This window comes from Bradyrhizobium sp. CCBAU 53421 (assembly GCF_015291625.1).
GTDB lineage: Bacteria > Pseudomonadota > Alphaproteobacteria > Rhizobiales > Xanthobacteraceae > Bradyrhizobium.
Window position 1 is genome coordinate 2,659,405 of record NZ_CP030047.1, and the last position, 13,415, is coordinate 2,672,819.

Genomic DNA, 13,415 nt, shown 5'->3' on the forward strand with positions numbered 1-13,415 from the left:
GCTATCCGATGTGCCAGCGCACCGCCCAGCCGGGGAGGTCGCTCGGCAACGCGCCGCCCCAGATCGCAGTTCCCTTCGGTTCCGCTGCGCCGCTGATAGCCCGATCCGACAGATTGGCCGTGAGCCGCAGCGTGCGGCCATCGCCCATCCGCCAATGCGCGGCCAACAGATCGCCGATGACGCGGTCGCCGCCGAAGCGCGCCCCGGTGAGCCGCGGCGTGATCTCGCGCCGGCGCACCGCGAGCAGGTCGCGTACGAGCGCGAGCCGCGTGCGCGCTGGATCGTCGCCAAGCGCCGCCCAGTCGAGCACGGCCGATCGCACCGTCGCCTCGGCAAGCGGGTCGGGAATGTCGTCGCCATATTTGGCATAGGCCCAGGCGAATTCCTTGCGCCGGCCGGCGCGGACGGCGTTGGCGAGGTCGCCCTTGAAATCGCAGAAGAACGGGAAGGGCGTCGTTGCGCCCCATTCCTCGCCCATGAACAGCATCGGCGTGGTCGGCGCGATCAGCGTGACCGCCAGCGCCGCCTCGATCGCCTTCGGGTTTGCGATGCTTTCGAGCCGATCGCCGAGCGGCCGGTTGCCGATCTGGTCGTGGTTCTGCAGGAAGTTTATGAAGCAGGTCGGCGACAACTCACCGCTCGGTTCGCCGCGGGCCTTGCCGCCCCAGAACTCCGAGACTTCGCCCTGGTAGATGTAGCCGGAGGACAATGCGCGCGCGAGGTCCTGCTTCGGAGCCCGGTAGTCGCCGTAGTAGCCCTGGGTTTCTCCGGTCAGCAGCACATGCCAGGCGTGATGATAATCGTCGTTCCACTGGCCGCGGAACTTGCCGTGCGGCGGGTCCTCGGCGGCATCGAGCAGGCTTGCGATGTTGTCGCCGTTTTCGAGCACGAGGTTGATGTGCCGGCCGGTCTCGGTCGCCAACTTTCCGGCGGCTTTGCTGAAGTCATGCAGGATGGAGACTTCGCCGGCTTCGACGATGGTGTTGACCGCGTCGAAGCGCAGCCCGTCGAAGCGATAGTCGCGCAGCCAGCTGACGACGCTGCCGATCGCAAACGCGCGCACCTCGGGCACGCGGTAGTCGATCGCGCTACCCCACGGCGTATGCGCATCGCTGAAGAAGGAGGGCGCATAGCGGCCGAGGTAATTCCCCTCGGGGCCGAAATGGTTGTAGACCACGTCGAGCATCACCATCAGCCCGCGCAGATGCGCTTCGTCGATCAGGGTCTTGAGGTCCTCGGGACGGCCGTAGGTGCTGTCGGGGGCGTACCACAGCACGCCGTCATAACCCCAGTTGCGCCCGCCTGCGAAATCCGCCAGCGGCATCAGCTCGAGCGCGGTGATGCCGGTCGCCACCAGATGATCGAGCTTGTCGATCATGGCGCGGTAGGTGCCTTCCACCGTGAAGGTCCCGACATGGGCCTCGAGAATGACGGCCTCATGCCAGGGACGTCCGCGCCATCCGGTCGCGCGCCATTCGAAAGCTGCGTGATCGATCACCTCGCTCGGGCCGAACACGTCGTCCGGCTGGAATGCGGAGGCCGGGTCGGGCACGTCGACGTCATCATCGACGCGAAATTTATATCGCGTGCCCGCGCGCGCACCCGGAATCTCGGCGACGTACCAGCCGGCGGCGTCGCGCGTGAGCGCATGCGCATCGCGGCTTCGCGTATGCGGCTTGTCGAGCAGCAGGTCGACGCGCTTTGCCGCCGGCGCCCAGAGCCGGAAGCGCGTGCCATCCGGTGTCACCTCAGGGCCGAAATGCTGTGCACTCATGCGGAGCCTGCGAATGCCAGCACCGAGAGGGGCGGCGCCGTCATGTCGGCGCCCGATGCGAATTGCTCGGCCGTTTGCTCCGCCTTGGTCGTGTTCAGGACCTGCTGCCAACTCCTGTATTCCGCCATCCTCGGCATCCTGAACACGATCTCCTGCGGCGCGGCATTGAGCACGATAAAGATCGGCGCCTGCCCTTGTTCCATCGGACCCAGCACGTAGGCGAGAAACCGGCTTTCCGGGAATTTCCAGTCGGATTCCTTCATCTCCTCCGCGGCCGGCGTCAGCCACAGTACGCCGTAAGAGCCGTCGGTGCGGCGGCCGTCGAGCCAGCGCTGGCAACGGATCTGGCCGAAGCGCTGGCGGAGCGCGGTGAGGTGGCCGATGAAGGCGATGGCGTCGTCGTCGGTGCCGAGGTTGTCCCAGCCGATCCAGCCGGTCTCATTGTCCTGGCAATAGGCGTTGTTGTTGCCGGCTTGCGTGTTGGCGACCTCGTCGCCGGCGAGGATCAGCGGCGTGCCCTGCGCCAGCAGCAGGCAGGCCAGCGCGTTCTTCCTGAGCTGGCGGCGCAGCGCGATGATCGCGGGATCATCGGTCGGTCCTTCATGGCCGCAATTGTTGCTGTGGTTGTCGTTGGAGCCGTCGCGATTGTCCTCGCCATTGGCCTCATTGTGCTTCTCGTTGTAGCTGAAGAGGTCGGCGAGCGTGAAGCCGTCGTGCACCGTGATGTGGTTGATGCTGGCGCGGGTCGCGCGGTTATCGTGGTGAAACAGGTCCGAGGACGCCGTCATGCGGCCCGAGATGTCGCCGATCAGGCTGCCTTCGCCGCTCCAGTAGCGCCGCATCGCGCTGCGATAGCGGTCGTTCCACTCCGACCATTGCGACGGGAACGCGCCGACCTGGTAGCCGCCGAGACCGAGGTCCCAGGGCTCGGCGACCATCTTGGCGGTCGCCAGCACCGGGTCCTGGCGGATCGCGGCGAGGAAGGGATGGTTGCGATCGAACCCGTTCGGCCCGCGCGCCAGGGTGGTGGCGAGATCGAAGCGGAAGCCGTCGACATGGCAGACCTCGACCCAGTAGCGCAGCGAGTCCATCACCATCTGCAGCACGCGCGGATGGGTGAGGTTGACCGAGCTGCCGCAGCCGGTGAAGTCGTCGTAGAAGCGCGGGTTCTCGCGGTTCAGCCAGTAGTAGGAGGCGTTGTCGATGCCGCGGAAGCACAGCGTCGGGCCCATATGGTTGCCCTCGGCGGTGTGGTTGTAGACGACGTCGAGCAGCACCTCGATGCCGGCATCGTGCAGCCGCGCCACCGTGGTGCGGAAGGAGTCCAGCGCATTGTCCTGGGCGTAGCGTGCTTCCGGCGCGAAGAACGCGATGGTGTTGTAGCCCCAGTAGTTGGCGAGCTTCTTCTCGACCAGGACGCGGTCGTCGATCAGGCCGTGGATCGGCAGCAGCTCGATGGTGGTGACCCCGAGCCGCTTGAGGTGGTCGATCATCGCCGGCGACGACAGGCCGCCATAGGTGCCGCGCAGATTCGGCGGCACGTCCTCGCGCTTCTGTGTCAGGCCCTTGACGTGGGCCTCGTAGATGACGGTGTCTTCCCAGGGAATGTGCGGCCGGATCTCGCGCCTGCCCCAGTTGAAGGTCTCGTCGACCACCACGGCCTTCGGCATGCCGCGGGCATTGTCGCGCCGGTCGAAGGAAAGGTCCTCGCGCGCGCTGCCGGTGCGATAGGCGAAATGCGCATCGCTCCACACCAGCCGGCCGGCGAGCCGCTTGGCGTAGGGATCGAGCAGCAGCTTGTTGGCGTTGAAGCGGTGGCCGCGTTCCGGCGCATAGGGCCCGTAGACCCGATAGCCGTAGAGCTGGCCGGGTGAGACGTCGTTGAGATAGCAGTGCCAGACGTCCTCGGTGCGCTCCGGCATCTCGATCCGCTCGAGCTCGCGGCGGCCCTGGCCGTCGAACAGGCACAGCTCCACCTTCTCCGCGTTGGCCGAGAACAGCGCAAAATTGGTGCCTCGGCCGTCCCAGCTTGCACCGAGCCGTGCGGACGTACCCCCGGTCAGTCGCATCAATCAGCTTTCCGGTACGAGGAAGATCGCAGCCAGCGGCGGAATGGTCAGGTTCAGCTCGGGCGTGGCACCTTCCGAAGCACGGACCTCGCCGATATTGCCGACATTGGTGCCGCCGTAATGGGAGGAATCCGAGTTGAATACCTCGTGCCACTTGCCGGCGAACGGCACGCGGACGCGATAGTTGCGATAGACGTTGGGCGAGAAGTTCAGCACCACGAGGCAGCGGGCGCGCGCATCGTTTCCTTTGCGGATCCAGCCAAACACGTTGTTGTTGGCGTCGTCGGTGATGACCCATTCGAAGCCGGCCTGGTCGCAGTCGAGCTCATGCAGCGCCGGCAGCGCGCGATACAGCCGGTTGAGGTCGCGGACCAGGTTCTGGATGCCGCTATGCCTCGGCTGTTGCAGCAGATGCCAATCGATCGAGTAGTCGTGATTCCACTCGCGCTCCTGGCCGAACTCGCAGCCCATGAACATCAGCTTCTTGCCGGGATGCCCGAACATGAAGCTGTAATAGGCGCGCAAATTCGCAAAGCGCTGCCAGTCGTCGCCGGGCATGCGGCCGAGGATCGAGCGCTTGCCGTGCACGACCTCGTCGTGGGACAGCGGCAGGATGAAGTTCTCCGAGAAGGCGTAATGCAGGCCGAACAGGATGTCGCCGTGATGGAATTTACGGTGGATCGGATCCTTGCCGATATATTTCAGCGTGTCGTGCATCCAGCCCATGTTCCACTTGTAGCCGAAGCCGAGCCCGCCATATTCGACCGGCCGCGACACCTGCGGCCACGCGGTGGATTCCTCCGCCGCCGTCGTCGCCTGCGGGAAATGCGCGAACAGTTCGGTGTTGAAGCGGCGCAGGAAATCGATCGCCTCGATGTTCTCGCGCCCGCCATATTTGTTCGGGATCCAGCCGCCGGCGGGGCGGCTGTAGTCGAGATAGAGCATGGAGGCGACGGCATCGACGCGCAGCCCGTCGATGCCGTAGCGGTCGAGCCAGAACAGCGCGTTCGACACCAGGAAGTTGGTGACCTCGGTGCGTCCGTAATTATAGATCAGCGTGCCCCAATCGAGGTGCCGGCCCTGCAGCGGGTTGGCGTGCTCGTAGAGCGCGGTGCCGTCGAAATTGCCGAGGCCATGCGGATCGTCGGGGAAATGCCCGGGCACCCAGTCGAGCATCACGGCGAGGCCGGCGCCGTGGCAGGCGTCGATCAGCGCGGCGAAATCGTCTGGCGAGCCGAACCGGCTGGTCGGGGCGAACATGCCGGTCGGCTGGTAGCCCCAGGAGCCGTCGAACGGATGCTCTGATATGGGCAGGAATTCGACATGGGTGAAGCCCATGTCGCTGGCATAGGCCGGCAGCTGCTCCGCCATCTCGCGATAGGTCAGCCACTCGTTCCGGCCCTTGCGCCGCCACGAGCCGAGATGGACCTCGTAGATCGACATCGGCGAGCTCAGTGCGTTGACGCGATCGGGCGCCGGGCGCGGGTGCGGAATCTTGCGCTCGTCGATCACGATCGAGGCGGTCTTCGGGCGCACCTCGGCGGCGAACGCCAGCGGATCGGACTTCAGCGGCAGGTGCTGGCCGTTGCGCCCGATGATCTCGAACTTGTAGTGGTCGCCGACGCGGGCGCGCGGGATGAACAGCTCCCAATAGCCCGGGCCGCGCACCCGCATCGGGTGCCGCCTCCCGTCCCAGAAATTGAAGTCACCGACCACGCTGACCCGCCGCGCGTTCGGCGCCAGCACCACGAAGCCGATGCCGTCGACGCCGTCGAGCGTCATCGGATGCGCGCCGAGCGTGTCGTAGACGCGCTGATGCGTGCCTTCGCCGAGCAGATAGAGATCGAAATCGCTCAAGATCGGCGGAAAGCGGTAGGCGTCCTCCAATTCGACGACGTTGTCGCCGAACCGGGCGCGGAGCTGGTAGCGCGTCGAGCCGTTCGGCAGGGGACCTGCAAACAAGCCGGCGTCATGGATCCGCGCCAGCGGTGCCGTCTCGCCATGCTCGCCGATCGCCTCGACATTGGTCGCATCAGGCAGGAAGGCGCGCACGACCTTGCGATCCCCCTCGGCGTGGAGGCCGAGATAGTGGAACGGATCGGAATGGCGGCCCTCGATAATGGCATAGGCTTCGGCGGGCAGTTTGGTCATGCAACCTCATGCGGCTGTTGCGCCAGGATCCTCAGCAGGCCGGTGAGCGGCACCCGCAGCCAATCCGGCCGGTTGGCCAGCTCATACTCGATCTCGTAGAAGGCTTTCTCAAGCAGGAAAAAGTTGAGCAGGCGGTCGGCCGCCCTGGCCTCAGTGGGCCACAGCCGCTGCCCGGCCACGGTCTCGCGATAGGCGGCCAGCAGGGCGTCCGCGGCTTGGTCGCGCCATTCGCCCAAGGCGAGGCTCAGCCTGCCGCTCTCGTCGGGGGCGACCTTGAGCGCGCGTTCCAGCGCAGCGGTCGCGGCATAGTCGATCGAGCGGATCAGGCCGGCGACGTCGCGCGCCGGCGGTGCCTTGCGGCGCCGCTCGGCGATGGTGCGGCCCGGCCCGCCGTCGAAATCGATGATGAAGACGTCGTCCTTGACCACCAGCAGCTGGCCGAGATGCAGGTCGCCATGGTGACGGATGTTCAGCCCGTCGGTCTCGCGCGGCAGCAGCGCCTTCAGCCGCCCCGGCAGCATATCGTGCTGGGCCTGCAACTGATCGGCCAGCACCCGGTCGGCCTCCTTCAGGGAGCCGCGCCGCTGCTTCAGGGTGTCGAACACGCGCTCGGCGCGCGCCATGATCTCGTCGTTCCAGCGCTGCAGATCCTCGGGCTTGGTCGGCTCGGGCGCGAAGTCGGGCAGGTCGCGATTGCTGGCGAGCGCGATGTGCAGCTCGGCGAGACGCTTTCCGCTGTGCGACATGTGGCGCAGCCAGGTCGCATGATCGCCGCCGTCCTCTGCCGGGCCCTCACTTGCGGCAAGCAGGCGTTGCCGTTCGACCAGTCGGTCGAGGTGCGAGGCCGCGACCGTCCAGAGGTCGCCCTGGTTGACGACCATCGCATGCAGCACGGCGATGGCGCTGCGCTTGTCGCCTTCGACCAATTCAGAGGTGCCGAGCAGGGCCGGGGTGTTCGGAAAGTCGACCACTTCGGTGAGGAAGCGGCCCATCTCGATCTCCGGATTGATGCCGACCTCGAGCTTCCGGTAGATCTTGGTGACATACTCGTTGTCGACCAGCGCGGTCGAATGCGGCTGATCGTTCTCGAATACGCGGATCCGCTCCGGCTGCCGGACCGGGCGGTCGGAGAAGCGGCTGGTCGGCCGGAATTCGAGCTTCAGGCCCTGCTCGCCCTCGTCGACCGTGAGGTTTTCCCGCAAGTTGCGCAGGAACAGGCCGGTGAAGATCTGGTCGGTCGAGACATCGAGCAGCGTGCCCTCGCGCGCGCCCTGACGGACCGCGGCAAAGGCGCGCGGGTTGTAGCGCTCGCGGTCGAAGCGCACCCATTCGATCTGCATCGGCAGCACGTAGCGGCTGGTGACGCCGCGCTCGGTGGTTTCGAAGAAGATCAGCCAGGGCCGGTTGTCGCCGATGTCGCAGAACGGGATCGCGGAGACCAGCGTCGGCTGGATCGCCTTCGCGGAATGCTCCGGGTACCAGCGCGTGCGGGCGAGATGGCCGGGCAGCACGTCGTGCTCGAACACGCCGCGCTCCCGCGCCAGCGAGGTCCAGGTCGAATTCAGCGGCACCACCAGGGTCTCGAATTCCGGCACCGCCCGCGGCTTCACCGGCTCGGATTTGTCGCGCTCCTGCAACTGGAACCAGTAGAAGCCGTACGGCGCCAGCGTGATCATGTAGGGCAGCTCGCCGATCGCCGGGAAACGCGTGCGCCCGAGCATCTCGAGCGGAATGCGGTCCTTGAAGGCGGAGAGGTCGAGCTCGGTCGCCTGCGCCGAGCGCGACAGATTGGCGACGCACAGGATGACCTCGCCCTGGTACTGCCTGACATAGGCGAGCACCGAGCGGTTCTCGGGGCGGATGAAGGTCATGGTGCCGCGCCCGAAGGCAAGCGTCGACTTGCGCACCGCGATCAGCCGCTTGGTCGCCGACAGCAGGGATGACAGGCTGCGCGACTGCGCCTCGACATTGACGGCCTCGTAGCCGTAGACCGGATCCATGATCATCGGCGCGTACAGCCGCGCCGGGTCGGCGCGCGAGAAGCCGCCATTGCGGTCCGGCGACCATTGCATCGGCGTCCGCACGCCGTTGCGGTCGCCGAGATAGATGTTGTCGCCCATGCCGATCTCGTCGCCGTAATAGATGATCGGCGTGCCGGGGAACGACAGCAAGAGCGAGTTCATCAGCTCGATCTTGCGCCGGTCATTGTCCATCAGCGGCGCAAGGCGGCGGCGGATGCCGACATTGATCCGCGCGCGCGGGTCGTTGGCGTAGGTCGACCACAGATAGTCGCGCTCGACGTCGGTGACCATTTCCAAGGTCAGCTCGTCGTGATTGCGCAGGAACAGCGCCCATTGGGCCGCTGCCGGAATGTCGGGCGTCTGGCGGAGGATGTCGGTAATCGGAAAGCGGTCTTCCTGCGCGATCGCCATGTAGATGCGCGGCATCAGCGGGAAGTGATAGGCCATGTGGCATTCGTCGCCATGGCCGAAATATTCCTGCACGTCCTCCGGCCATTGGTTGGCCTCGGCCAGCAGAATCTTGCCCTTGGCATAGGCGTCGAGCTCCCGGCGCAGCCGCTTGATGATGGCATGCGTCTCCGGCAGGTTCTCGTTGTTGGTGCCGTCGCGCTCGCACAGATAGGGAATGGCGTCGAGCCGGAAGCCGTCGACGCCGGTGTCGAGCCAGCGCTTCATCACCTGGACGATGGCGCGCACCACGCGGGGATTGTCGAAGTTCAAATCCGGCTGGTGCGAGAAGAAGCGATGCCAGTAGAACTGGCCGGCCTCGGGATCCCAGGTCCAGTTCGACTTTTCCGTGTCGGTGAAGATGATGCGGGTATCGAGGTATTTCTGGTCGGTGTCGCTCCAGACATACCAGCTGCGCGCGCTCGAATTCGGCGGGCTGCGCCGCGCGCGCTTGAACCAGGCATGCTGGTCCGAGGTGTGGTTGACGACGAGCTCGGTGATGACGCGCAGGCCGCGTTTCTTGGCCTCCTGGATGAAGCGCTTGAAGTCCTTCATCGTCCCGAAATCGGGATTGATGTCGCCATAGTCGCCGATGTCGTAGCCGTCGTCGCGGCCGGGCGAGGGATAGAACGGCAACAGCCACAGCGCGGTGACGCCGAGCTCCTGCAGATAGCCGAGCTTCTCCGTCAGGCCCGCGAAGTCGCCGATGCCGTCATTGTTGCTGTCGGCGAACGCCTTGACGTGCAGCTGGTAGATGATCGCGTCCTTGTACCACAGCTGGTCGGCGGTCTCGGTCGCGATCTTCACCTCGGTATTGACGGAGGAGAAAACGTTCATGACGGCTCCTTCAGGCGACACAGCGCAACAGCAACGCGGGATCGCGCGCAGGATCTAGACGCAAGCGGGTGCCCCCCCATTCGAGCGCATGACGCTCGCCGGTGACAAGGTCTTCCACGGCCGTGACGGGGCGGCGGGCATCGCCACGGCCGACCATGACGTCGCCGAGCGGAAGCCAGACCTCACGCAACTCGCCTGATAATGCAACCGCGGCCGCGATCACATTGCCCTGATCGGCCGCCTCCTTGACGAAGCCGATCACGTCGCCGTCATCGACATTGATAAAGCGCAGATTGGCGAATTGTTGCAGGGCCGGATTGCCGCGCCTGATCTGGTTGAGGGCCGCGATATAGGGCTTGATGTTCCCGGCCTGATCCCAGTCGCGGACCTTGACCTCGTATTTCTCGGAGCTGAGATATTCCTCGCGGCCGGGGAGCGGCGTATGCTCGAGCAGTTCGAAGCCGCTATAGATGCCGTAGCTGCTTGAAAGCGTCGCGGCCAGCGCGAGACGCGACTTGAACATCCAGGATTCGCCGCTTTGCAGGTGGAAGGGCAGGATGTCCGGTGTGTTGACGAAGAAATTCGGCCGAAAGAAGTCACGCTCGGGATACGAGGTCAACTCGCCGAGATACTGTTCGAGCTCGAAGCGCTGCGTGCGCCAGGTGAAGTAGGTATATGATTGCGTGAAGCCGAGCTTGGCGAGGCCTTTCATCAGTTTCGGCCGGGCGAAGGCTTCGGAAAGGAACAACACGTCGGCATCGCGGTCCTGCACCTCGCGGATCAGCCATTCCCAGAATGCCAGCGGCTTGGTGTGCGGGTTGTCGACCCGGAAGATCTTGATGCCCTGTTCGACCCAGAACAGCACGACGTCGCGCAGCGCACGCCACAGCGCGGCTGCATCCGCCGAGCCGAAATCCGGATTGACCACGTCATCCCAGCGTTGCGGCGGATGTTCGGCCGCGCGCATCGACCCGTCCGGGCGTCGCTTGAACCACTCCGGATGCGCGGTCAGCCAGGGATGATCGGGCGAGCATTGCACCGCGAAATCGAGCGCGACCTCCAGGCCCTGCGCCCGGCATGCCGCGACGAAAGCGCGAAAATCGTCGAGCGTGCCGAGCTCCGGATGCACCGCGTCGTGGCCGCCCTCCGCCGTGCCGATCGCGTAGGGACTGCCGGGATCGCCTGCCAGCGCGATGGCGGCATTGTTGCGGCCCTTGCGATGGGTTCGCCCGATCGGGTGGATCGGCGCCAGCAGCACGACGTCAAAGCCCATCGCGGCGATGTCGGGAAGCCGCGCGACGCAATCGTTGAAGGTCGCGTGCACGCCCGGCGTCCTGCCCTGGCTGCGCGGAAACATCTGGTACCACGCGCCGCTGCGCGCCCGCGGCCGGTCTGCGGTGAGGGGATAGAGCTGCGATCGCACCAGGTCGCGGCGAAACTGGCTGCCGGCCATCGCTTCGCGCAATTCCGGTGCGAGCAGCGCGCCCGGCTCGCCGGTTTGCAGGAAGATCTCGCACTGCCTGATGATGATTGCGGCCGCGGCAGGGCCCCCGGCCTGCGCCCGGGTCAGCATGCCCGCGCCCTCGACGGCATCCAGCGTGTGGTCGCCGCCGTCGCGCTGCTTCTGCTCGAAGCGATGCCGCCAGCTGGCGAATTCGTCGGTCCAGGCTTCGATCGCGAAGCTGTAGCGACCGGGTCGCTCGGGCACGAAGGCGCCGCCCCAGCGGTCGTCGCTGTGCGGCGTCATCGGCACGTATTGCCATTCGGCGTCGCCGTCGTGCCGCCACACCAATGCCGCGGATATCACATCATGTCCGTCGCGGTAGATGTCGGCCCACACCGCGACAGGTTCGCCCGCAATGCGCTTGACCGGAAAGCGGCCGCCATCAACCGACGGATACACATCGGTGATATGAAAAGTGCCATGGGCACTCTCGACAGGCCGGAGGGTTTTGTTCACGGTGATGCCGCCATTGAAAATGCAAATGACGTCCCGGCGCCGGGAAGGAGGCGCGCCAGGCCCATATAGAAAGCCGCTCGCCGGGCAATGGTTCCCGGTGGGAACGCCGGATAGGGTAGAGCGTTGAACATCAACTATCCCTTTCCCGTATCTGTACAATTTAGCAACGATCCCAATACCGTTGCGAGCAGGCAGCGTGCCGAATGGACCTTTACGCCAAAGCCCAGACCCTGGGAATCCAGACCGAGTATATCGATGGTAGCGGTCACCGCCGTGTGACAACCCCCGAGGCGCTGACGGCGATCCTCGCGGCGCTGCCGCCCCAGACGCCGCGCCGGCTCGTCGCCGATCCCGTGGTCGTCAGAGCCGGCCATGGCGGGCAGACGCAGCTCTCCGAAGCGGCCCAGCTTCCGGTGCAATGGAAGCTCACGAGCGGCACTGCGGTGCTCGCACAAGGCGAGGTGCATGAGCGGAGCCTGACGTGGCCGTCCGGCTTGCCCGAGGGTGTGCACCGGTTGCAGCTCAAGGACGCATCGGGCAGCGAGGAGCTGCCGGTTCTGGTGGCGCCGGAAGCCGCGTTCGGCGGCGCGTTCGAGCGCTGCTGGGCGATCGCGGTGCAGCTCTATGGCGTGCGGTCGGCGCGCAACTGGGGCATCGGCGACTTCACCGATCTGCAGGGCCTGCTCGAATTTGCCCATCGGCTCGGCGCCGACGGCATCGGGCTCAATCCGCTCCACGCGCTGTTCGACGATCGGCCCGGCGATTGCAGCCCATACTCGCCGAACAGCCGGCTGTTCCTCAACGCGCTCTATATCGACGTCGAGAGGATTCCCGAATTCCGCGTCGATGCCGAGACGCAGGCCGCGCTGGCGCAGCTCCGTAGCCGCGACATGGTCGACTATGTCGGTGCCGCGGCGCTGAAATGGCCCGCGCTGCGCGCCGCCTTCGCGGCCTTCAAGGCCAATCCCGGCCTCGGCCGCTGGCAGGATTTCGAGGCCTATCGCAGCGAGCAGGGTGCGCTGCTGTCGCGCTTCGCCTGCTTCGAGGTGATGCGGCACAAATTCAACACACCGTGGTGGGAATGGCCGGACGAGTGGCGGCAGCCCAGTGACGCGGCGTGCGCCAAATTGCGCCGCGCCCGCGACACGGCCGCCGAGGTCGAGTTCGTCGAATTCGTGCAATGGACCGCGGACCGCCAGCTCGGCGCCTGCCAGACGCTGGCGCACAGGCTCGGCATGCGGGTCGGGCTCTATCTCGACGTTGCCGTCGGCGTGCAGTCGGACGGCTTCGACGCCTGGAATGAGCAGACCGCGATCTCGCGTCATCTCGGCGTCGGCGCGCCGCCGGACCCGCTCAACACCGCGGGCCAGGACTGGGGACTTGCCGGCTTCAATGCCGCGGGCCTCGAGCAGCGCGCGTTCGAGCCGTTCCGGCAGATGCTGCGCGCCTCGATGCACCATGCCGGCGCGATCAGGCTCGACCACGCCTTCGGGCTGAAGCGGCTCTATCTGGTGCCGCGCGGATTCGGCCCGGCCAACGGCGCCTATGTGCTGATGCCGTTCGAGGCGCTGCTGGCGGCGACCGCGCAGGAGAGCGTGGCGAGCCGCTGCGTCGTGATCGGTGAGGACCTCGGCACCGTGCCCCCGGGGTTCCGCGAGCAGATGAACGGCTGGGGCATCTGGTCCTATCTGGTGATGATGTTCGAGACCGACGATCAGGGCATGTTCCGCAACGCCGACTATTATCTGCCGAATGCGCTGGTGACGTTCAACACTCACGACCTGTCGACCTACGCCGGCTGGCGCTCGTTCAGCGACCTCAAGACCAAGCGCGCGCTCGGGATCGATCCCGGCGAGACCGACCAGGGGCGCTGGGACGCGCTCGGCCATCTCGACGACGTGCTGCGCCGTCACGACATCCACCACAATGATTTCTATTCGGTGGTGAGCTTCATGGCGCGGACGCGATCGCGGATGATGGCGGTTTCGATGGAGGACCTGCTCGGCATCGTCGAGCAGCCGAACATCCCGGGCACCGTCTACGAGCATCCGAACTGGAAGCGGCGGCTGCCGGTCTCGCTCGAGCATCTCGCGTCGGCGATCGACGTCGATGCGCTCAAGCGTGCAACCCGCGAGCGGTCGCACGCCGGATAACGC

6 protein-coding genes are annotated in these 13,415 nt (G+C 66.0%); 1 reads left to right on the forward strand and 5 read right to left on the reverse strand.

Annotated elements, in window-relative coordinates; all coding sequences use genetic code 11:
* Position 1: 1 nt before the first annotated feature.
* From treZ to XH92_RS12585, 5 genes are read right to left on the reverse strand one after another with little or no spacing between them, the layout of a single operon-like run.
* Positions 2-1,774: a malto-oligosyltrehalose trehalohydrolase gene (gene treZ / locus XH92_RS12565; RefSeq protein ID WP_194459488.1), complete on the reverse strand. Its 1,773-nt coding sequence runs from the start codon at positions 1,772-1,774 to the stop codon at positions 2-4.
* Positions 1,771-3,843 carry a glycogen debranching protein GlgX gene (gene glgX, locus XH92_RS12570; RefSeq protein ID WP_194459489.1) on the reverse strand — a complete coding sequence of 691 codons (2,073 nt, stop codon included), beginning with the start codon at positions 3,841-3,843 and terminating at the stop codon, positions 1,771-1,773. Before glgX ends, treZ begins: the two co-directional genes overlap by 4 nt.
* 3 nt (positions 3,844-3,846) lie before the next feature.
* A complete protein-coding gene (gene glgB, locus XH92_RS12575; protein WP_194459490.1) occupies positions 3,847-5,994 on the reverse strand; it encodes a 1,4-alpha-glucan branching protein GlgB in 2,148 nt (715 codons plus the stop codon).
* Positions 5,991-9,299 (reverse strand): maltose alpha-D-glucosyltransferase, encoded by a 3,309-nt coding sequence (treS, locus tag XH92_RS12580; RefSeq protein WP_194459491.1) that lies wholly within the window; start codon positions 9,297-9,299, stop codon positions 5,991-5,993. Before treS ends, glgB begins: the two co-directional genes overlap by 4 nt.
* 10 nt (positions 9,300-9,309) lie before the next feature.
* Positions 9,310-11,259: an alpha-1,4-glucan--maltose-1-phosphate maltosyltransferase gene (locus tag XH92_RS12585; protein WP_194459492.1), complete on the reverse strand. Its 1,950-nt coding sequence runs from the start codon at positions 11,257-11,259 to the stop codon at positions 9,310-9,312.
* A 203-nt stretch (positions 11,260-11,462) separates the two neighbouring features.
* On the opposite strand from XH92_RS12585, the gene malQ reads away from it, so the two are divergent.
* Positions 11,463-13,412 carry a 4-alpha-glucanotransferase gene (gene malQ / locus XH92_RS12590; RefSeq protein WP_194459493.1) on the forward strand — a complete coding sequence of 650 codons (1,950 nt, stop codon included), beginning with the start codon at positions 11,463-11,465 and terminating at the stop codon, positions 13,410-13,412.
* Positions 13,413-13,415: the final 3 nt, after the last annotated feature.

Bases quoted from the DNA above. Each gene is read 5' to 3' on its own strand.
- malQ (WP_194459493.1), top strand. From the start codon at position 11,463: ATGGACCTTTACGCCAAAGCCCAGACCCTGGGAATCCAGACCGAGTAT.
- treS (WP_194459491.1), bottom strand. From the start codon at position 9,299: ATGAACGTTTTCTCCTCCGTCAATACCGAGGTGAAGATCGCGACCGAG.
- glgX (WP_194459489.1), bottom strand. From the start codon at position 3,843: ATGCGACTGACCGGGGGTACGTCCGCACGGCTCGGTGCAAGCTGGGAC.
- treZ (WP_194459488.1), bottom strand. From the start codon at position 1,774: ATGAGTGCACAGCATTTCGGCCCTGAGGTGACACCGGATGGCACGCGC.
- glgB (WP_194459490.1), bottom strand. From the start codon at position 5,994: ATGACCAAACTGCCCGCCGAAGCCTATGCCATTATCGAGGGCCGCCAT.